Source organism: Vibrio sp. zbq_1 (assembly GCF_043102935.1).
Classification (GTDB): domain Bacteria; phylum Pseudomonadota; class Gammaproteobacteria; order Enterobacterales; family Vibrionaceae; genus Vibrio; species Vibrio parahaemolyticus.
The window spans coordinates 256160-275908 of sequence record NZ_JBICJH010000032.1 but is presented as its reverse complement, the minus strand read 5'-3'; the positions used below and the strand labels follow the sequence as shown (position 1 = coordinate 275908).

Below are 19749 nucleotides of genomic sequence, written 5' to 3'. Positions count from 1 at the left end.
GGTAAGGAGATAACAAGATGTTTGATTACGAAATCTTGCGACTCATCTGGTGGGTACTAATCGGTGTTCTACTAGTTGGTTTTGCAGTAACAGACGGTTTCGATATGGGTGTAGGCGCACTTGTACCTATTATCGGTAAAAACGACACACAACGTCGTGTCATGATTAACTCAATTGCCCCTCACTGGGATGGTAACCAAGTTTGGCTTATCACTGCTGGTGGTGCATTGTTCGCCGCTTGGCCTTTGGTTTACGCAACGTCATTTTCAGGCTTCTACTTAGCAATGATCCTGACGCTAGCTGCACTTTGGCTTCGTCCTCTGGGCCTAGATTACCGCTCTAAGATCGAAGAGCCAAAATGGCGTAATACTTGGGATATCTGTATCTCAATCAGTGGTTTTGTTCCGCCAATCATCTTTGGTGTGGCGTTTGGTAACCTTCTACAAGGTGTTCCATTCCAATTGAGCGAGTTTTTGATGCCAACATACCATGGCTCATTCTTTGGTCTGCTAAACCCATTTGCTCTGCTTTGTGGTCTGGTTAGCTTGTTCATGATTTTGATGCAAGGTTCTACTTGGCTACAAATGAAAACAACGGGTGAAGTTCACACACGTGCTCGCAACGTTGCTCAAATCACGGGTCTACTAACAGTGGTTGCGTTTGTTGCTGCAGGTTTCTGGGTTCAAAACATTGACGGTTACGTGATTGTTGGTGGTATCGACACAAACGCCGCTTCTAACCCTCTAAACAAAGAGGTAATCCGTGAAGCTGGTGCGTGGATGAAGAACTTTGAAAACTACCCACTACTATGGGCTGCTCCTGTACTAGGTGTTGCAATGCCGCTGCTTGCTGTATTGTCATCTCGTCTTGAAAAGTGTGCGATTTCGTTCATCACTTCAAGCCTAGGTGTTGCTGGCGTTATCTTTACTGCAGGTTTTGCGATGTTCCCATTCATCATGCCTTCAGATCTAATGCCAAGCCACAGTCTAACAATGTGGGATGCAACTTCATCTGAGTTGACTCTGAACCTGATGACAGGCGTAGCGTTTGTTATGGTTCCAATCATCCTTGGTTACACGTCTTGGACTTACTACAAGATGTTTGGTCGCCTTGATGATCAGTACATTGAAGACAATAAAAACTCACTTTACTAAGGAGCAATTACTATGTGGTATTTCGCATGGATTCTAGGTGTACTACTTGCTTGTGCATTCGGTATCATCAACGCTCTTTGGTTAGAGCACTCAGAAATGATGGACAAAGACAGTGAGTAATCTCGCTGACAAGGTAGCGAAGTTTCACGAACCAATGGATAAGACTCTGTTAAGAGTATTATCTCTCATCCTTGGGTTTATGCACGTAGGATTGGTGATGTGGGATCCAGAAGCGTACCATCAAGCGATTGGTGGCTTTAACGCAGTGATCGCCCCGGCACTGATTTGGGCATTGTGCTCAAGTATGGTGTTCGGCGTAGGCTTCAAACCGAGAAATTGGTACTGGCAATTGTTGTTTAGCCCTTACTTCTCGTTAGCTATCTTAATTTATCTAACTGCGCTTTATTTCATGTAAATTGAATTACATTGCAATAAAGTTGGTTATTAAATCATCGAGTAAAAGCCGGACAGTTTGTCTGGCTTTTATTTTTTCTACAAAAATCAAAAATATTCCTTCCGTTCAGTACCAATTGCTGTTGCTTCAGTTATAGTAACCACTTTAAAGAATTGAATATATTGGTACTCCCTTGCAAGGCACATCAAATCCCTTCCGCTGGCCGATCACCGTGTATTATGAAGACACCGATGCGGGCGGCGTTGTATATCATTCAAACTATTTAAAATTCTTTGAGCGCGCGCGTACTGAGATGTTGCGTGCAAAAGGCATTTCTCAACATGTGTTACTGGAACAAAATATTGGCTTTGTTGTCCGACACATGGATATCGATTTTAAACAAGGGGCGAGACTGGACGAACAGTTGACAGTATTAACCCGAGTGTCAGAAATAAAACGTGCGTCTTTGCAATTCTGTCAAGAGTTGGTCAATGATCAAGGCAAGATATTGTGCAAGGCCTTTGTTAAGGTAGCATGTATCGATAATAAGAAAATGAAACCAATAGCTATTCCAACATTTATCAATTCGGAGCTAACAAATAGTGACTGCTGATATTTCCATTTTAGATCTCTTTCTTCAGGCCAGTCTGTTGGTAAAACTTGTGATGCTGACATTGCTAGGCATGTCAATCGCGTCATGGGCAATGATCATCAAGCGCAGCAAAGTGCTTTCCCAAGCATCAAAAAATGCAGAGCAATTTGAAGACAAATTCTGGTCAGGTACAGACCTTTCCCAACTTTACCAAAAAGTGAAAGGGCGCAAAGACGAGATCGCAGGTACAGAAGAAATCTTCTACGCAGGTTTCACAGAATTTGCTCGTTTACGTAAGAGCAATGCGAACTCACCAGCTTACATTATGGAAGGCACAGGTCGCGCGATGCGTGTTGCTGTTGCGCGTGAAGTTGATGAGCTTGAAACAAGCCTACCTTTCTTAGCAACTGTCGGTTCAATCAGCCCATACATTGGTTTGTTTGGTACCGTTTGGGGCATCATGCATGCGTTTATTGCACTGGGTGAAGTGAAACAAGCAACGCTTTCTATGGTTGCTCCAGGTATCGCAGAAGCGTTGATCGCGACTGCTATGGGTCTATTCGCAGCAATTCCTGCGGTAATGGCTTATAACCGACTAAGCAACAAAGTAAGTAAGCTGGAACATACTTACGCGACATTCTCAGAAGAATTCCACAGCATCCTTCATCGTCAAGCGATGGCTGGCCGAGACAGCGCGGATAAGGAATAAAGCATGGCGGGTTATCAACCTAAAAAGCGAAAAATGACGGCAGAGATTAACGTTGTCCCTTACATCGACGTAATGCTTGTGCTGTTGATCATTTTTATGGCGACCGCGCCCTTTGTTACCCAAGGTGTGGATGTCGAGCTGCCAAAAACGTCTACCGCTGAGTCGATGGAAAAAATAGCCGGGAACACCGATAGCAGCTTTATCATCATTGAAATTGATCGTGATGGGAACTTAGGTCTGAGTGTTAATGATGAAGAAGTGCAACGCGGTCTGTCTTTACAAGATGTGATTGTACGAGTCAAAGCTGAGCGAAGCATCAAGCCTGATTCGCCTGTTGCGGTCGGCGGTGATGCGGCAACGCCATACGCTGACGTTGTGATGCTACTGGATGAGTTAAGTCGAGCTGGTATCCCAAAAGTGGGTCTAATGACCGATATTAGGGAATAAACGTCAATATTCATGAAAGACAAAAAGAAACAATCGAAAGAGTACACTAAACCGATAGTCATATCGGTAGGTCTGCATGCTCTCTTGGTAGCAGCATTGCTCTGGGGTACTGATTTTGCGATGACTAAACCAGAGCCAACCGGACAGATGGTTCAGGCTGTCGTGATAGACCCTAAACTGGTGCAACAACAAGCGAAAGAAATTCGTCAGCAGCGTGAAAAAGCGGCCAAAAAAGAGCAAGATCGTCTTGATAAATTAAGACGCGAGGCGGAGCAGCTTGAGAAAAACCGTAAGGCTGAAGAAGAACAAATTCGTAAGTTGAAAGAACAGCAAGCGAAAGATGCAAAAGCGGCCAGAGAAGCTGAAGCGGCTCGCAAGCAAAAAGAGCAGGAACGCAAAGCAGAAGAAGAACGTGTTCGCCAAGAAAAAGAGCGTACAGCTAAACTTGAGAAAGAGCGTAAAGCGAAAGAAGAAGCTGTACGTAAAGCAGAGCAGGAACGTTTAGCTAAAGAAGCGGCGATTGCCAAAGCGGAACAAGAGCGAGTAGCTCGCGAGAAGGCGGCAAAAGAAGCGGAAGAAAAGGCAAAACGTGAACGCGAGGCGGCTCAAAAAGCGGAACAAGAACGCATTGCGAAAGAAAAAGCGGCAAAAGAAGCTGCGGAAAAAGCGCGTAAAGAAAAAGAGCGCCTTGAGCGTTTAGAACGTGAGCGTAAAGAGCAAGAAGCTGCACTGGATGATATTTTTGCTGGCCTAGAAAGTGAAGCGAGTGCAAACCAACAGGCTCAGGGGAAATTTGTGGCTGATGAGGTTTCCCGCTACAGTTCAATCTATATTCAGCTTATTCAAAGCCGATTGCTAAAGGATGACTACCTATTGGGAAAGGAGTGTAGAGTTAACATTAAGCTGATTCCTACGGGAACTGACATGATTGTTTCGTCAGTTAACGTGCTTTCTGGTGACTCTAGAGTATGTGCAGCTGCAAAGAGTGCAATTGCACAAGTACCAAGTTTCCCGATGTCAACCGATTCAACAGTTAACCAAAGGCTGAAGGATATTAACCTTACGGTCGCACTACAACAATAAGGGATAAGCCGTGATTAAACGTCTTTTACTAGGAATGTTTGTACTGCTAGGCAGTCTAACAAATGTAGCGCACGCTGCATTGGAGCTGGTCATTACTGATGGTATTGATTCGGCACGACCAATTGCTGTTGTTCCCTTTAAATGGGAGGGCAGTCAACCACTTCCTACCGACATTTCTGCTGTCATTGCATCTGACCTACAGCGCAGTGGTAAGTTCAGCCCAGTGCCAACTAATAAAATGCCACAAACGCCATTCAATGAATCAGAAGTTAACTTTGATTCGTGGACAAGCCTTGGTGTAGATGCGCTTTTAACTGGCTCTATCAAGCAAAATGAGCAAGGCGATTACGTTGTAAATTACCAGCTTGTTGATGTCGTACGCGGTCAGTTAACTGGTGGGCAGAGCAAAGCTCTAGGGAGTGACGGCGAGCTTGTTTTATCTAAAGACCATGTTTTGTTTAACAAAGTGGCTACGGTAAAAGGCCCTCGTATGCGTGAGTACGCTCACCGTATTTCCGACCTTGTCTATGAACAACTGACTGGTGAACGTGGCGCATTTATGACTCGTATTGCCTACGTGGTTGTAAACGACAAAGACCGTTTCCCGTACCAGCTTCGTGTCGCTGACTACGATGGTTACAATGAGCGATTAGTATTGCGTTCTAAGCAGCCTCTGATGTCTCCTGCATGGTCTCCAGATGGGCAGAAACTTGCGTATGTAAGCTTCCAAAATGGCCAAGCAGAAATTTTCATCATGAACATCTATACCGGTGAACGTGAAAAAATTACGTCATACCCTCGCCATAATGGTGCGCCAAGATTCTCTCCTGATGGTAACAAGTTAGCGCTTGTACTGTCTAAGACGGGCACTCTACAGGTGTACACTTTTGATCTGAAAACTCGCAAACTCACCCAAATTACGCGTAGCAGATCAAATAATACTGAACCGTTCTGGCACCCTGATGGCAAATCGCTGATTTTCACATCGGATAGGGGTGGTAAACCACAGATTTATCAAGTAAATTTGGGCAGCGGTTCTATCGATCGCTTGACTTGGCAAGGTAGCCAAAACTTGGGTGGTCAAATCACACCTGATGGCCGATTCCTAGTAATGGTGAATCGCAGTGATTCAGGTTTTAATTTGGCGAAACAAGATTTGGAAACTGGTGCTCTTCAAGTCTTAACTAAGACTCTATTAGACGAGTCTCCGAGTATTGCCCCTAACGGTGGCATGGTTGTGTATAGCTCGATTTACAACAAGAAAAACGTACTATCGATGGTGTCAATTGATGGTCGATTTAAAGCTAGATTACCGGCAACAAATGGGCGTGTGAGAGCGCCTGCGTGGTCACCGTTTTTGTAGTAATAAGTTTGATTAATAAAGGAAAATAAGATGCAACTGAACAAGGTTCTAAAAGGGCTACTAATCGCGCTTCCTGTAATGGCTATGACTGCGTGTAGTTCAAGCGACGACGCAGCTTCTAACACTGGCGCAGCAACTAACAACAATGCTGCAGCAGAAACAACAGTAGCGACGCCGATCGATCAAAGCGGTCAGCTAACTGAACAAGAGCTAAAAGAGCAAGCACTTCGCGAAACTCAAACAATTTACTTCGCGTTTGACAACTCTACAATTGCAGGTGATTACGAAGAGATGCTAGCAGCTCACGCTTCTTACCTAAGCAAGAACCCTGCTCTAAAAGTAACGATTGAAGGCCACGCTGATGAGCGCGGTACTCCTGAGTACAACATCGCTCTAGGTGAGCGTCGTGCTCAAGCAGTTGCTAACTACCTACAAGCGCTAGGTGTACAAGCAGATCAAATCTCAATCGTTAGCTACGGTGAAGAGAAGCCACTTCTTCTAGGTCAATCAGATGAAGTGTACGCCAAAAACCGTCGCGCGGTTCTAGTATACTAATTCGAGGAAATCCTCATGTTCAGTAACACTAAGCGCGCTGTTGCGCTTACGTTACTGGCAAGTGCAGCGAACTTCGCGTTCGCTGCACCAGCTCCAGTATCCGATCTCAACAGCACATCCTCAGTCTCTAAGAGCCGTTCATCTGAAACGGAAGTCGAGCGATTAGAGCGTCTACTACAAAATCGCAACCGTGTTCAGCTCCAAATGCAAGAGCAGATTGACCAAATGTCACAAGAGATCAGTGATTTGCGTGGTCAATTAGAGCGAAATAGCTATGAAATGCAACAAATGTTGCAGCGTCAACGTGAGTTGTTTGTCGAGCTTGACCGTATTCGCGGTGAGATGAAGTCGGCACCGGTAAAAGAAACCAAACCAACAGAAACTAGTGGTAAATACACGCCAAATGTTGATGAGCAAACGGCATACCAAAATGCGGTTGACTTAATCCTTAAAAAGCGTGACTACACTGGTGCAATTGCTGCGTTCCAGCAGTTCCAGAAAGACTATCCTGATTCCACATACTCAGCGAATTCACACTATTGGTTAGGCCAATTGTACTTCGCTAAGAAACAGGATAAAGACGCGGTTAAAAGCTTTGCTGCGGTAGTGTCTTACAAAGACTCTAACAAACGAGCTGACGCCTTGCTTAAGTTAGGCGAAATCGCAGAGCGTAATAACAATGCCGCTCAAGCGAAAAAATACTACCAACAAGTTGTCGATGAATACCCAGGTAGTGCGTCGGCTAAACTGGCTGGCTCAAAGCTGAAATAAACACCATTCTAAAAAGGAAGCTTTAGCTTCCTTTTTCTTTTTAGATGCCTTCTGTTTTTTAAATTTTTTACAAAATTGCCGCACATAAGAAAATGCCACATGTAACAAAGATATACGTCTAGACCGCTAGAAATTCTAGTTACAGGTTGGTTTTTGAAAATTAACGAGGTTACAATACGCGGATTAAAGGAAGTTGCGTAGAGCAAGAGCAATGAGCCACATATTAGATAAAATCGACACTGTTTACCCATTCCCACCAAAACCAATTCCGTTAAGCGAAGAAGAAAAATCGTCTTATATCGCGAGCATCAAAGAGCTGCTAAAACAAAAGGATGCAGTACTGATCGCGCATTACTACACCGATCCTGAAATTCAAGCACTAGCGGAAGAAACAGGTGGTTTTGTTGGTGATTCACTAGAAATGGCTAAGTTTGGTAACCGCCACCCAGCAAGCACACTGATTATTGCAGGCGTACGTTTTATGGGTGAGTCGGCTAAAATTCTGACACCAGAAAAACGAATTCTAATGCCAACGCTGGAAGCGGAATGTTCACTTGATCTAGGTTGTCCGGCGGACAAATTCAGTGAATTCTGTGATGCACACCCAGATCATACGGTTGTTGTCTACGCAAACACTTCTGCGGCAGTGAAAGCTCGTGCTGACTGGGTGGTCACATCAAGTATCGCGCTTGAAATCGTGGAACATTTAGACGCTGAAGATAAGCCAATTATTTGGGGACCAGACCGTCATTTGGGCTCATACATTGCCAATAAAACGGGCGCAGATATGTTGCTTTGGCAAGGTGAGTGTGTAGTGCATGATGAATTTTCTGCTGATGCACTTCGCAAGATGAAGAGTGTTTACCCAGATGCTGCGATTCTTGTTCATCCAGAGTCACCAGCAAGTGTGGTGGAATTGGCTGATGCTGTCGGCTCTACAAGTCAGCTTATCAAGGCTGCGAAAGAACTCCCTCACCAACAAATGATCGTGGCAACGGATAAAGGCATCTTCTTTAAGATGCAACAATTGGTGCCAGAAAAAGAATTGATCGAAGCGCCTACGGCTGGTGCTGGCGCGACTTGTCGCAGCTGCGCACACTGTCCTTGGATGGCAATGAACGGCTTGAAAGCGATTGAAAAAGCGCTTAGTGAAGGTGGAGAAGAGCACGAAATCTTCGTAGATGAAGCGCTACGAGTGAAGTCTCTTATTCCACTGAACCGCATGCTAGATTTTGCTGAGCAGCTAAATATGCAAGTGAAAGGTAACGCGTAATCACTTCTATTTATTAAGATAAATCCCAAAAAACCAGCCGAATATGGCTGGTTTTTTTGTTTTTGATTATCAATGGTTTAATATTGATTGATTTTGTAAATGCAGGGATCGGATATTTATGGCTGTGTGGCTAGTAGTTAAAAAGTGGCTTAGTTCGCACCTATTTAAATTAAGCAACCGAAACCTTCTTGTTATTAGTATTTTGTACATCAGTTTATCGTGGGGGCTTTTGGCTCTTGCGGGTGAAAAAGCGCTAACGGACAACTTCTCCAACTTCATTTATTACCTCATGGTTACCGCTAGTACGGTGGGCTATGGAGATCACTCTCCGGTCACAGACTTAGGGAAGTGGGTTGTTGTGTTGTTTGTTATTCCCGGTGGCTTGAGTTTGTTTGCTGCGTTATTGGGGCGTGTAGCTGGTTCTGCAATCGATTATTGGCGAGCGGGTATTTTGGGTAAACGGAGAGTGAGAGTGGAAAATCATATCGTATTGCTTGGGTGGAACGGGTCGAGAACAATGCACTTGATTCGTATGTTGCAACACGAAGAAGAAGGCAAGCGCCCTATCGTGTTGTGTAGTCGCTCTGATATTGAAAACCCATTGCCGGGTGAAATTCATTTTATCAAAGTGACCAGTTATACCGACGCACAGGAAATGAAGAACGCCAACATTACTGATGCGAGTTGTATCATTGTTGATAATCTTTCGGATGACATTACGCTCTCCGCTGCGCTTTATTGTGCCTCTGTGAATCCTGACGCACACTTGCTGGCTTATTTTAAAGACGACGCCTTAGGTCGATTGCTCAGTCAGCATTGCCCTAAAGCAGAGTGCATTCCTGCCGTAGGAGCAGAAATGTTGGCGAAAGCGGCAGTAGACCCTGGCTCTAGTGCCTTGCACCAAGAATTACTGGCATCCACCCGTGGGATGACACAGTACTCAGTCATTTATCCTGAGAATCAACCTATCACCACCATTGAGAGCATCTTTGGCTTTATCAAAAAGCGTCACCACGCGACATTGATTGCGTTTGATATCGGCAACGGTATCCAACTCAACCCAGATTTAGATGCGGAAGTGCCACCGGGTACCAAGCTGTTTTACATTGCAGATGAACGTATTGATGATTTTGCATGGAAAGAAATGAACAAGGAACAATAATGCACATGATTGCCGGCCTGTTAGCAGGTTTTCCAAACTTTTTACTCTACTTCTCAGTATCCATTATTTTTGTTTTGGCGTTTAAGTTCATCTACGTCAAGCTTACGCCTTATGATGAATGGCATCTGATCAAGGAAAAGCAAAATACCGCAGCCGCAGTGGCGTTGAGTGGCGCTTTTCTGGGTTATTGTATTGCGATTTCGGGTGCGGCAAAAAACTCAGTCAACATTGTCGACTTTATGGTTTGGGGCGTTGTTGCCATGCTTGCGCAAATCATCGCATTTGCCATCGTGCGTTTCATTTTGCTGCCAAGAGTTACTGAGCGTATCGAAAAAGATGAGCTGCCTGCAGGCATTGTACTTGCAGCGGTTTCTATATCGGTCGGCATGTTGAATGCTGCTTGTATGACGTACTAGGAGGAACGATGAAGCGCAGTTCCAACGTTAAACGTTCTTCCATGGATAAAAGCTTAAAGCTTGGAAAAATCATACCGTTCGCGGCATTTGGCGGAATTTTCTTCCTTGCGACCCAAGAATCAAAGATTGAAGGCTACATTTTTTCTGACGCCGATGAATGTAAATCCAACTCGCCAGAGTTTAGTGAGCAGTGTGATATAGCTTACCAAGAGGCATTGGCTCGTGCTGAACGAAATGCTCCTCGTTATAACAATGAATTCGAATGTGAAAACGACTTTTACGAAGACGATTGTTACTACAGCTCAGGCTCTCGTGCTTATGTCCCTCATTTTGGCGGCTTTTTCTATAGTCGTTCAGTTAATGATTTGAAAGGTTACAACAAGAGTTATTATTCGGAACCGATGTACCGCTATAAGTCCAAATTTTATAACGGTGCAGGCCAGTTTTTTGGCTCCTATCGTAACCAGTCGACCAAAGTCGCGACCAGTAACTTAAACAAACGTGGGGGCGGAACCATTGGAAGAGCCATGTCTCGAGGTGGATTCGGGAAGGCGGTTTCGGTCAGTCGTGGCGGTTGATTATGTTTCGACGAGAGATACAAGAACGAGAAAACTGGCGTGAATTAGCACGCCAGTTTGGTTTTGGTTTTCATTCTATGTATGGGCAACCGTATTGGGATGAGAGTGCTTACTACCAATTTACGCTGGAGCAAATCGAGCACGACCTAGAATCTCCCACTGAAGAACTGCATCAGATGTGCTTGTCTATTGTGGATGAGGTGGTTCGCTGTGAGCAACTACTGACGAAATGTGCGATTCCTGAGTTGATGTGGGAACAGGTCGCGTCTTCGTGGCAACGAAAAGAGCCTTCACTCTATTCTCGTTTGGATTTTGCGTATAACGGAACATCACCAGCAAAGCTACTCGAAAACAATGCCGATACACCGACAAGTTTGTTTGAAACGGGTTTTTGGCAATGGGTGTGGCTGGAAGATGTAGTTAACAAAGGTCGAATTCATCAAGCTGCGGATCAATTCAATATTCTTCAAGACTTTCTGATTGAGCGTTTTGCGGAGATAGCCAAATATCAACCGGGACAAACTCTCCACTTTAGCTGTTGCAAGTACACAGAAGAAGATAAAGCGACTGTCCAGTATTTAGAAGATTGCGCGCGCGAGGCGGGGCTAGCGACAGCTTTTGTGCACGTCGAAGATATTGGTGTAACGGAAGACGGAAAATTTGTGGATGTGGACGAACGAGCCATTCGTTGGATGTTCAAACTTTATCCTTGGGAATTCATGTTTGAAGAGGAATACGCGAAATACTTAGCGACTGCAAATGTCAACTGGCTAGAACCCATGTGGAAATCGATTTTATCCAATAAAGCACTTTTGCCATTGTTGTGGGAACGCTTTCCAAATCATCCCAATCTTTTGCCTGCCTATTTTGCTAATGACCCAAAAGCGAGTTGTTTGAACGATTATGTCATCAAACCGTTATTCTCACGGGAGGGGGCGAATATTGAGATCGTCAAAGATGGAAAGCGCTTGGTGAAAACGCCGGGGCCTTATGAATCGAAGTTCAATATCGTTCAGAAATATCATCCGTTGCCTAAGTTTGGGCAGAACCATACGTTAATCGGTAGTTGGCTCGTCAATGATAGAGCGGCGGGTATTTCGATTCGTGAAGATAGTAGCCTAGTGACACAAGATATGGCGCGCTACATTCCACATGTGATTTTGACGTAATCAAAAAAGCTCTCCATTCGGAGAGCTTTTTCATATCAGATGTTCAATTTCAATGATCAACGATTACGTTATTTTATTGCTCTTCAGCCAACGCAACACCGCGTTGAGTAAGACCACATAGCATCACAGGTATAGCATTGAAGATCTCTTCAAATTGCTCTAAGCCTTCCATGCCTTGCTCTGCAAGCGTTGCAATAGTGGTTTCTGGATCGTACAACATAGTAAGAGAGAGCAGTACACCACCCAATAGGGCACTGTCTTCGCTGTCTTCTGGCATTAACGTTTCCCAATCATCACGTGTCAGTTGCCAACCTTGAAGTACACCTTCACAGAAATCACGAGTACTTGCTGAGACAATGTCTTGCTCATCGAGAGTACAACCTTCAGGCCATTGCCAAGAACCTTCTAGCAAAGCTGGTCGAGTTTGGTTCCACATTTGTACAATTTCATCAATGTACAGTTCTAGTTGTTCACCATCTGAGAAAGGTGCTGTCTCTTCGCCGCCCCATAAGAATGGTAGCCACTCTTGAGGGTTCAACACGTTTGGCGCTGATGCCATTGCGGTTACAAAGCCTTGAGTTTTCGCTAGGTTTAGTAGTTTTCCATCAAGTTCTGGAAGAGAAAGCATGTCTTGTAGTTTCAAAATAGAATACCATTTGTTAATGGGCTGATTGGTTGCGCTCATCTTACCAATCAATCAGTGATAAATCGATATTAGGGAATGATTCGTCTACAGATATGGAAATTCGTTCGTCACTTAGAAAAAAAAGCATTCTCGCTCTCACACTGTACCTGTGTTTTTTTATCGCTACGATAGGGTCGGTGGTGTACTTGGTGGTTGAGCCACCTGTCCGTGACAAACTAGAAAGAAATCTCGATTTACGTACCCAACTGCTTGCTTCCCAGATAAAAGAGCCGCTCATCACATCCACAGGCGTACTGAATAGCTTGGTTGGGCTGGCGCAAAGCTCAAACCAAAGCAATTCCCTTAAATCGACCATTCCTCAGATTTTAAGATTAAGCGACGAGATCATCGTCAGTGGTGGATTGTGGCCTAAACCAGAACTCAAAGAAGAACGATGGCGGTTTACCAGTTTGTTCTTTAACAAGAACAGTGAGGGGAACATCGATCAGATTCATTCATACAACAATCCAGAATCTGGCGGTTATGACAATGAGCCGTGGTATCGCGCAGCCGCTGAACGACCGTCAGGCTCGGTGAGTTGGTCTGCGGTGTATATTGATACTTTCACTCAAGTTCAAATGATTACCGCCTCTGCGCCGTATTATAAAAATGGAGAGTTTGCAGGCGTTGCGACGGTCGACCTTTCTTTGGAGGCCTTATTCCAGTTCATTCGTGAGCACACCAACCAATACTCTTTGGGGGTGGTCATTCGAGATGCTAACTCGAATGTCATCATCGAACACAACTTTCAAATCACCAAACAAATGTACATTAGTAAACTCGATTTTGGTGAATTTCATTGGAAGCTAGAAGTTGTCAATGCTAAGGCGAAAGTGGCAGATCAAGTGTTCGAGCAAGTCATGAGTGTTGAAGGCGGCATCATCCCATTCTTATTGCTATGCGTTCTCGTTGGGTACTATTTACTTAACCGATACATTGTCGAACCTATCGTACGAATCGCTACAAAAATTGATGATTCCAAAACTGGCGGGATCATTGATATCGATTACGGAAGTGAGGACGAAATCGGCCATCTCATTACCAAATTCAACGAGAAGACCATTTACCTCGAACAAGAGAGAGTAAAAGCCCAAGCTTCGACAAATGCCAAAACTGCTTTTCTTGCCACTTTGTCGCATGAAATCCGTACGCCGATGAATGAGGTACTCGGCACCGCTCAAATCCTGCTCAAAACGCCGTTAACGGACGAACAAAGAAAACACCTTAATACACTATACGATTCTGGTGATCACATGATGACGCTACTGAACGAGATTCTTGATTACTCCAAGATAGAGCAGGGACATGTAGAGTTTTCGAACTCGCCATTCCCCATAGAATCGATCATTGGCAGTATAAAAAGCGTTTATCATACCTTGTGTGCAGAGAAAGGATTGCAGTTTAAGGTGACGTCGTTAGTTCCTGTGGGACGCTGGTATGACAACGACAAAGCGCGCCTTCGTCAAGTGTTGTTTAATTTACTCAATAACGCCGTGAAGTTTACTGACAGAGGCATTGTTGAAGTGACGCTGAGTGAGCAAACTCACTATGACAAAACTGTGTTGGTTATCGCGATAAAAGACACGGGAATAGGGATATCTAAAGAGGCGCAAAAACGTATATTTCGCCCATTTGAGCAAGCAGAATCATCAACCACAAGGCGCTTCGGCGGGACTGGCCTTGGCCTTGCAATTGTTAAAGAGATCGCCGAGCACATGGGCGGTCATGTGACTGTGCAAAGCCAAGAAAATATCGGCACTACATTCACGGTTGAAGTTGAGATCTCTCCTTGCGAACCTGGGAAAGTGGAATCAGGACATAGGCACAAGCTCAATTGCAATGGTTTGAAGGCCTTGATAGTAGAGGACAATCGAACCAACGCCATCATTATGGAAACCTTCTTAAGAGCAAAGGGCTTTGAATGCTCAAGTGTTGAAAATGGACAGCTAGCGGTAAATAAAATAGCTGTAGAGCCGTTCGATTTAATATTGATGGACAACCATATGCCTGTCCTTGATGGAGTTGGGGCAATCTCAGCAATTCGCTCCATGAGCAGCGCTGCGAAGTCGGTACTGATATTTGGTTGTACTGCAGATGTGTTCAAAGAGACCCAAGAGCGCATGTTAGGCGTAGGCGCTGACCATATCATTGCTAAACCAATAGTGGAGTCCGAACTGGATGATGCCTTGTACCGACATGCCGATTTGCTGTATCAATATCAAACCAAGCAAAATCAACAAGCATTAGAAGTGTTGGGAACCGATTCTTTGCTGATTAGCTTTTATGTCGCTCTAGATAATGGCAATCTCGGAGACGCGCTTGATGCGCTGCTTGCTATAATGGATAGCCTTCAACCTAATACAGATGAGGTATTGTCGGAGGTAATCAGTAGGATTAAACGCGATCTACTGCGTCAATCTCTACCCGATCAGGAAGATATAGACACATTAACTATGTTACTTGCTACGCCGTAATTTACAGATAAAAAAGCAGTCCATTTGTTTTCTTCGCCGCTCTTTTGGCTCTTCCTGAACTTCAGCGTATTTTTACCATATCGGTAGTGCTTTGTGCCGTCATTTATACTCTGAGTTTTTACATCTAGGTAGCATAAGCGTTTGCAATTGGTGTAATAAAACCAAATTTTGTTCCAATTCTATACCATCTACTCATTTTCAACCCTCTTAAAAGTAAGTCATTTCCATATTTTTGTGCCTTTTTTACCCGTAAAATCCTGTTTTTTCGCTAAAACGGTGAAAAAAACTACTTTTGTTTCTAAAGTTGGTTATTAATTTACAACTTCATTTTAAATATGGAGCCATAATCTACAAATGTTGTGATTTAATAGTGTCATTAACTGGTAATTAAGTTGTGTGGCAGTTAATCATATTTAGTTCTTTATTAATTGCAGTGTTTGATTTTAGGGGTTGTAAATGAAGTCTCGTGGACCATTTTGTATTCGTCATGCCGCAGCGGATACTTTTGCTATGGTTGTTTTTTGCTTTATTACAGGGATGATTATCGAGATTTTGATTTCAGGAATGACGTTTGAGCAGTCTCTGGCATCACGCACGTTGTCTATACCAGTAAATATCGCGATTGCTTGGCCTTATGGCATGTTCCGTGATTGGGTTTTGCGCCAAGGTAACAAACTTTCACCTTCCTCTTTCATGAAAAATGTGTCTGATCTTGTATCGTATGTGCTTTTCCAATCACCTGTGTACGCCGGCATTCTTTTAGCCGTTGGTGCATCGTATGATCAAATTGTTACGGCAGTTGCGAGCAACGCTGTGGTTTCTTGTGGAATGGGCGTGTTATACGGCTACTTTTTGGATATGTGCCGTCGTTGGTTCCGCGTTCCAGGTTATCATCAAGGCGTTTGATTGACACTGTTTTGTTCAATTTAGTTACTTAGTGAGCAAACGAGTGTAAAAGAAGGCTTTTTTTACGGTTTAGCCTTGACCATGAGGCTCATAATCATTAAATTAGCGCCTCGTTAGCCAAGAATGCTAACCACAATTTGATTCGGTGAGTTGTCCGAGTGGCTGAAGGAGCACGCCTGGAAAGTGTGTATACGGCAACGTATCGAGAGTTCGAATCTCTCACTCACCGCCACATTCTATAAGCCCTTGTAGTGTAAGAACTTCTTATAATACAGGGGTTTGGTGTTTTAATGTAAGCTGCCTACTGGTACAAAGAGTAGGTACAATGTCGAACATCATGGCAAGTCCTTATAAGCATCCTCAAACTGGTGTTTACTACTTTAGAATGGCTGTCCCAAAAAAGCTGGTTCCTATAATCGGTAAGACAGTCTTCAAAAAATCTCTTCAAACTAAAAATCTTTCTGAAGCTAAACCACGATTTACTGAGTGTCTATCCGATGCACAGAAGCAGATCGCCGTTGCTCAGTTAAAGCTATCTAATTCATCCAATGTCGAACTCAATGTTAGAGACTGCGCAATCATCGCAGAGCGTTGGTATGAGTACGTAAAGAATGAAGTTGACACCTCTGGTAACTACGATTTTTTCCTAAAAAGGGTTTTAGATGCGGAAGGCACAGTCCGTGAATTTGGCTTGTCTGATACTTTGTCCATATGTGGCAACGAGGTTGATACTGCTACCCCTGACCAGCTTCAAGAGCTAGCAGATGAACTAAAAGAGTTTATTGTTGCTCAACTAGATAGAGAGGGTTTAGTTGTCTCTTCTCACAGTGAGTCTTTCCGTCAATTAGCAGTAGCTTTCTATCACTACATTCATCGCATCGAAGCGCTATGTAGAGCGCGTTACAACCGTGACTATGGCTACGAAGCAATATCTAATCCTATTGCAGATAAACCTCTATCAGTTAACCCTTTAGCCAATAAACATCAGCCTAAACGCAAAAAGGCATCTCAATACTCCATATCTAATGTGTTTAAGAGGTATCACCAGTCTGAGATTCTTAAAGACAAAGACGCTAAAGCATTGTACGAGGCTGGCCTTCAGATTGAGCGTCTAATCGAAGTTATCGGAGATCTGGATGTTACTGAGGTAACTCGTGCGCATATCGTTGAGTTTCGAGATACATTGCTTCAGTTACCTAAGTCTAAAATTGCAAGTATCAGGAATAGACCTCTTCTAGAACAAATTGAACTTGTAAAGATACAAGGTCTAGAGACTTTAAGTGCTACTACGGTGAAGAACTGTCTACGCAAGACCTCTGTTGTGTTTAGCTATGCCATTGAACTAGGCATCATCGACTCTAATCCACACGTAGGTGTGCGTGTTGCCACGGCGGAGAAGAAGACTGAAGCAAGCGAGGGAAAAGGCTACACTGACTCAGAAATGCGTCGACTGTTCCAAGCTGACGTATTTAATGATGCTAATGCTCGTAAACCTTATGGTATGGCTTGTTATTGGGTACCTTTGTTGTGCAGATATACAGGTGCACGCCTAGAGGAAATGTCTCAACTACATAAGTCAGATGTATCCCAATCAGATTCAGGCATACATTACCTCAACATCCGTAGAGGTGAGGGGCAAAGTGTTAAGAATAACTCTTCACTGAGACACGTACCTATCCCTGCTCATCTGATAGAACTAGGTTTCTTAGATTATGTTGCGGAGTCAGTTGGCTTCTTGTTCCCTGAGCTTAAAGAGAACAAATACGGTAAGAAATCAGCGGCACTCAGTAAGTGGTGGGGTCAAACAGTCAGGTCTCTAGGTGTACACACAACCCAACCAGCTCATGCCTTTAGGCATACTTTCAAGACGGCTCTGCGCAGATTGGGTATTGCTGATACTGTTAGTGACGCTATTACTGGTCACACTCCAGCGGGTGTAGGCGGTTCATATGGTACGGTTGAGTTAGAGACGAAGAAAGAAGCTATCGACCGTCTCCCTCGTTTAGCTTTAAGTAGGCTATAAGAGTATCACTTAGTTACGGTTTACAGGTGCTATTGTCAAAACGTTCTTCACGAGGTGTTTTAATTTAAGTTATTGTTTTTTTAGTTATTAACTTTTATTGATTTATTTTAAATATCCCTATAGTGACCACCTAGAGATCTTGGCGGTCACAAGTGACCACCCTAGCGTCTTTCCAAAGTTCCGCATTACCTTGCGGCTACCGCTGAGACCTCTCTGTGGGGTTCTGCTGTGGCCGCTAGGTGTTCACTATGACTCGTTAGAACATATCGTCGTCAGTAGAATTGTCTTCACAGTATTTAAGGACAACTTTGTCTTCATCCCACTTACGTTTGACTACTATCCCTAGTGATTTCTTGTCTAGGCTATTTAAGGCTTTCCTGAAAGCTATAGGGTTTCTTTTGATTAACTCAATAAGGGTGCTTTGTTGACGAAATATTTCTATTTGTTCTATCTCTTCTTCAGATAAATCATCCTCAAACTTATTACCCTTATAAGCTTTTGCTAACCTACTAATGATTGGAAACCCATCTTTATCAAAGTCACAAAGCGTTACCTCAAACCTCTTCATTAATCTTCTTCTGAGTTTTTCTGCGGCTTTTTGATAATCACTAAACCACTCTTTAAAACTAGGCAAACCAACTTCAGCGCAGGCTTTCTGAGCGTTCACAATGTGTAATCCTTGAGAGTGGCTACAATCAAATAACTTAGCGGTTTCTCTTTTCGAAAGAATCTTTAGGTTCTCCCCCTGCATCAAAGATTGCTTAAACTTGTTTTGCCACATTTCAGACTGATCTAAGGCTGTACCGTGTTCTATGTTCTTAGTGAGAGAATCCAGATAGGCTTCAGCTTCTGTATAACCTCGATAGACCTTTACTGGTACTAAAAGGACTTTGCTTGGGTTATCTTTAAGGAACACATGGCATGCTTCAGTGCGATGGAAACCACTAACCACATACAACTCACCATAAATCTCATAGGCTTCTATTGGTTCTCTGATGCCATTGCCATTTTCTATACTGGTAAGAATATTTTTGAGTTGTCTTTGTCTGCTGTTTATTGAAGCTGCTCTGTCTGCTTTGTTACCGATCAACTGTGTTTGTCTGCTTTGAAACCTTTCATCGAGAACAAGCTGTCTAGGGTCAATTTGCTCTAAAGTATAATGTTTCATCATCTTATACTGCTGGTGGAACTCTATCTTGATTATTAGTTGGTATGAATTAACCTCACAACCACGCTACCGCCTAAGTAATCTGGGTAGGGGGGAGGGTTAGGGGTAAATAGTTTGTTCTTCGATTGCACTGCCTAGCTATTCTTAAAAACCATGTGTGATTGGATTTTTTGATTTTTACTTACATGGCGCTCGTTGATAGTGCTCTTTGTACCGTTGAAAGAGATACGCCTACTTGGGCGGCTATCTTCCGTAAAGATACTCCTTGAGAGCGTAACTCTGAGATACGTTGATGGTTTGTTTTGTTCGTTGGTCTACCTTTATATCTCCCTGCTGCTTTAGCTTTCTCAATACCTTCCTGACGTCTTTCCTGAATCATTGCTAACTCGAATTGAGCTACAGCTCCTAGCATGTTCAGCATGATCTCAGACATATGATCACTTCCACCAGCATTAAAGCTTAGGTTTTCCTTGTGGAATCTCACGCTAACGCCTTGGTTAGTCCAGTCGTTTATTAGCTGCTTTAAATCAACCAAATTACGCGCTAGGCGGTCGATGCTATGAACATGGATTGTATCTCCTTCTCGAACGTAGTCTTTAAGAGCTTCTAATGCTGGTCGTTTGGTTGAACCACCACTGCATTTATCTGTAAAGCTCTTATCAAAGGTGATACCAGAATCTGTAAGTTGACGGTCTGTATTTTGGTCTGTGGTCGAAACACGTAGATAAGCTATGTGTGCCATTAGGTGTACCCGTTTAACTCTTAGATGATAGAAATTTTATTGTGGTCACAATTCAAATTCAACCCTATTGGGTACTGTTTGATCA

21 protein-coding genes and 1 tRNA gene are annotated in these 19749 nt (G+C 43.6%); 19 read left to right on the top strand and 3 right to left on the bottom strand.

Going from position 1 to position 19749, the window contains the following annotated elements; all coding sequences use genetic code 11:
• Positions 1–17 precede the first annotated feature (17 nt).
• The 15 genes from cydB to ACF8CV_RS15350 all read left to right on the top strand — a co-directional run bounded on the left by cydB (position 18) and on the right by ACF8CV_RS15350 (position 11666).
• Positions 18–1154: a cytochrome d ubiquinol oxidase subunit II gene (gene cydB / locus ACF8CV_RS15420; RefSeq protein ID WP_005483614.1), complete on the top strand. Its 1137-nt coding sequence runs from the start codon at positions 18–20 to the stop codon at positions 1152–1154.
• A 12-nt stretch (positions 1155–1166) separates the two neighbouring features.
• Positions 1167–1274 carry a cytochrome bd-I oxidase subunit CydX gene (gene cydX, locus ACF8CV_RS15415; RefSeq protein WP_000270284.1) on the top strand — a complete coding sequence of 36 codons (108 nt, stop codon included), beginning with the start codon at positions 1167–1169 and terminating at the stop codon, positions 1272–1274.
• Positions 1267–1569, top strand: a complete 303-nt coding sequence (gene ybgE, locus ACF8CV_RS15410) for a cyd operon protein YbgE (RefSeq protein ID WP_005495828.1) — start codon at positions 1267–1269, stop codon at positions 1567–1569. The genes cydX and ybgE overlap by 8 nt, the downstream gene beginning before the upstream one ends.
• Positions 1570–1741: 172 nt before the next feature.
• Positions 1742–2161, top strand: a complete 420-nt coding sequence (gene ybgC / locus ACF8CV_RS15405; protein WP_005483618.1) for a tol-pal system-associated acyl-CoA thioesterase — start codon at positions 1742–1744, stop codon at positions 2159–2161.
• Positions 2151–2849: a protein TolQ gene (gene tolQ / locus ACF8CV_RS15400; RefSeq protein ID WP_005485405.1), complete on the top strand. Its 699-nt coding sequence runs from the start codon at positions 2151–2153 to the stop codon at positions 2847–2849. The genes ybgC and tolQ overlap by 11 nt, the downstream gene beginning before the upstream one ends.
• A 3-nt stretch (positions 2850–2852) precedes the next feature.
• Positions 2853–3296, top strand: coding sequence for an ExbD/TolR family protein (locus ACF8CV_RS15395; RefSeq protein WP_005459813.1), 444 nt, complete (start codon positions 2853–2855; stop codon positions 3294–3296).
• A 12-nt stretch (positions 3297–3308) separates the two neighbouring features.
• Positions 3309–4379, top strand: a complete 1071-nt coding sequence (tolA, locus tag ACF8CV_RS15390) for a cell envelope integrity protein TolA (RefSeq protein WP_005459865.1) — start codon at positions 3309–3311, stop codon at positions 4377–4379.
• A 10-nt stretch (positions 4380–4389) separates the two neighbouring features.
• Positions 4390–5742, top strand: coding sequence for a Tol-Pal system beta propeller repeat protein TolB (gene tolB / locus ACF8CV_RS15385; RefSeq protein WP_005459807.1), 1353 nt, complete (start codon positions 4390–4392; stop codon positions 5740–5742).
• 30 nt (positions 5743–5772) lie between these two features.
• Complete coding sequence (gene pal / locus ACF8CV_RS15380) at positions 5773–6297, top strand: peptidoglycan-associated lipoprotein Pal (RefSeq protein ID WP_005459802.1); 525 nt, start codon at positions 5773–5775, stop codon at positions 6295–6297.
• 15 nt (positions 6298–6312) lie between these two features.
• Positions 6313–7068 (top strand): tol-pal system protein YbgF, encoded by a 756-nt coding sequence (gene ybgF, locus ACF8CV_RS15375; RefSeq protein WP_020904002.1) that lies wholly within the window; start codon positions 6313–6315, stop codon positions 7066–7068.
• A gap of 211 nt (positions 7069–7279) precedes the next feature.
• Positions 7280–8341, top strand: a complete 1062-nt coding sequence (nadA, locus tag ACF8CV_RS15370) for a quinolinate synthase NadA (RefSeq protein ID WP_005459805.1) — start codon at positions 7280–7282, stop codon at positions 8339–8341.
• Positions 8342–8459: 118 nt separating this feature from the next.
• The gene (locus ACF8CV_RS15365) at positions 8460–9503 is read left to right on the top strand and encodes a potassium channel protein (RefSeq protein ID WP_005459829.1); all 1044 of its coding nucleotides are present in this window, start codon (positions 8460–8462) and stop codon (positions 9501–9503) included.
• Positions 9503–9919, top strand: a complete 417-nt coding sequence (locus ACF8CV_RS15360) for a DUF350 domain-containing protein (RefSeq protein WP_005459831.1) — start codon at positions 9503–9505, stop codon at positions 9917–9919. Before ACF8CV_RS15365 ends, ACF8CV_RS15360 begins: the two co-directional genes overlap by 1 nt.
• A gap of 8 nt (positions 9920–9927) precedes the next feature.
• Positions 9928–10497: a DUF1190 domain-containing protein gene (locus ACF8CV_RS15355; protein WP_138938443.1), complete on the top strand. Its 570-nt coding sequence runs from the start codon at positions 9928–9930 to the stop codon at positions 10495–10497.
• A gap of 2 nt (positions 10498–10499) precedes the next feature.
• Positions 10500–11666, top strand: coding sequence for a glutathionylspermidine synthase family protein (locus tag ACF8CV_RS15350; protein ID WP_017448283.1), 1167 nt, complete (start codon positions 10500–10502; stop codon positions 11664–11666).
• Between the two features lie 73 nt (positions 11667–11739).
• On the opposite strand, the gene ACF8CV_RS15345 is transcribed toward ACF8CV_RS15350, so the two are convergent.
• On the bottom strand, positions 11740–12351 hold the full coding sequence (locus ACF8CV_RS15345) for a YecA family protein (RefSeq protein ID WP_005459839.1): 612 nt from the start codon (positions 12349–12351) through the stop codon (positions 11740–11742).
• Positions 12352–12404: 53 nt separating this feature from the next.
• On the opposite strand from ACF8CV_RS15345, the gene ACF8CV_RS15340 reads away from it, so the two are divergent.
• The 4 genes from ACF8CV_RS15340 (at position 12405) to ACF8CV_RS15325 (ending at position 17754) form a co-directional block, all read left to right on the top strand.
• Positions 12405–14825, top strand: coding sequence for a hybrid sensor histidine kinase/response regulator (locus tag ACF8CV_RS15340; protein ID WP_138938442.1), 2421 nt, complete (start codon positions 12405–12407; stop codon positions 14823–14825).
• A 456-nt stretch (positions 14826–15281) separates the two neighbouring features.
• Positions 15282–15731 carry an L-alanine exporter AlaE gene (locus ACF8CV_RS15335; RefSeq protein WP_005459815.1) on the top strand — a complete coding sequence of 150 codons (450 nt, stop codon included), beginning with the start codon at positions 15282–15284 and terminating at the stop codon, positions 15729–15731.
• 144 nt (positions 15732–15875) lie between these two features.
• Positions 15876–15963: transfer RNA gene (locus ACF8CV_RS15330), tRNA-Ser, on the top strand.
• A gap of 93 nt (positions 15964–16056) precedes the next feature.
• Positions 16057–17754: a site-specific integrase gene (locus ACF8CV_RS15325; RefSeq protein WP_025526317.1), complete on the top strand. Its 1698-nt coding sequence runs from the start codon at positions 16057–16059 to the stop codon at positions 17752–17754.
• Positions 17755–18010: 256 nt separating this feature from the next.
• Here ACF8CV_RS15325 and ACF8CV_RS15320 read toward each other — a convergent pair whose 3' ends face one another.
• Positions 18011–18925 (bottom strand): hypothetical protein, encoded by a 915-nt coding sequence (locus ACF8CV_RS15320; RefSeq protein ID WP_025526316.1) that lies wholly within the window; start codon positions 18923–18925, stop codon positions 18011–18013.
• 178 nt (positions 18926–19103) lie between these two features.
• Positions 19104–19664, bottom strand: a complete 561-nt coding sequence (locus tag ACF8CV_RS15315) for a recombinase family protein (protein ID WP_138938441.1) — start codon at positions 19662–19664, stop codon at positions 19104–19106.
• Positions 19665–19749: the final 85 nt, after the last annotated feature.

Bases quoted from the DNA above. Each gene is read 5' to 3' on its own strand.
- ACF8CV_RS15315 (WP_138938441.1), bottom strand. From the start codon at position 19,664: ATGGCACACATAGCTTATCTACGTGTTTCGACCACAGACCAAAATACA.
- ACF8CV_RS15325 (WP_025526317.1), top strand. From the start codon at position 16,057: ATGTCGAACATCATGGCAAGTCCTTATAAGCATCCTCAAACTGGTGTT.
- ACF8CV_RS15355 (WP_138938443.1), top strand. From the start codon at position 9,928: ATGAAGCGCAGTTCCAACGTTAAACGTTCTTCCATGGATAAAAGCTTA.
- ACF8CV_RS15365 (WP_005459829.1), top strand. From the start codon at position 8,460: ATGGCTGTGTGGCTAGTAGTTAAAAAGTGGCTTAGTTCGCACCTATTT.
- ACF8CV_RS15335 (WP_005459815.1), top strand. From the start codon at position 15,282: ATGAAGTCTCGTGGACCATTTTGTATTCGTCATGCCGCAGCGGATACT.
- ACF8CV_RS15345 (WP_005459839.1), bottom strand. From the start codon at position 12,351: ATGAGCGCAACCAATCAGCCCATTAACAAATGGTATTCTATTTTGAAA.
- tolA (WP_005459865.1), top strand. From the start codon at position 3,309: ATGAAAGACAAAAAGAAACAATCGAAAGAGTACACTAAACCGATAGTC.
- ACF8CV_RS15395 (WP_005459813.1), top strand. From the start codon at position 2,853: ATGGCGGGTTATCAACCTAAAAAGCGAAAAATGACGGCAGAGATTAAC.
- ACF8CV_RS15340 (WP_138938442.1), top strand. From the start codon at position 12,405: ATGGAAATTCGTTCGTCACTTAGAAAAAAAAGCATTCTCGCTCTCACA.
- ACF8CV_RS15350 (WP_017448283.1), top strand. From the start codon at position 10,500: ATGTTTCGACGAGAGATACAAGAACGAGAAAACTGGCGTGAATTAGCA.
- ACF8CV_RS15320 (WP_025526316.1), bottom strand. From the start codon at position 18,925: ATGATGAAACATTATACTTTAGAGCAAATTGACCCTAGACAGCTTGTT.
- ACF8CV_RS15360 (WP_005459831.1), top strand. From the start codon at position 9,503: ATGCACATGATTGCCGGCCTGTTAGCAGGTTTTCCAAACTTTTTACTC.
- pal (WP_005459802.1), top strand. From the start codon at position 5,773: ATGCAACTGAACAAGGTTCTAAAAGGGCTACTAATCGCGCTTCCTGTA.
- cydX (WP_000270284.1), top strand. From the start codon at position 1,167: ATGTGGTATTTCGCATGGATTCTAGGTGTACTACTTGCTTGTGCATTC.
- nadA (WP_005459805.1), top strand. From the start codon at position 7,280: ATGAGCCACATATTAGATAAAATCGACACTGTTTACCCATTCCCACCA.
- cydB (WP_005483614.1), top strand. From the start codon at position 18: ATGTTTGATTACGAAATCTTGCGACTCATCTGGTGGGTACTAATCGGT.
- ybgF (WP_020904002.1), top strand. From the start codon at position 6,313: ATGTTCAGTAACACTAAGCGCGCTGTTGCGCTTACGTTACTGGCAAGT.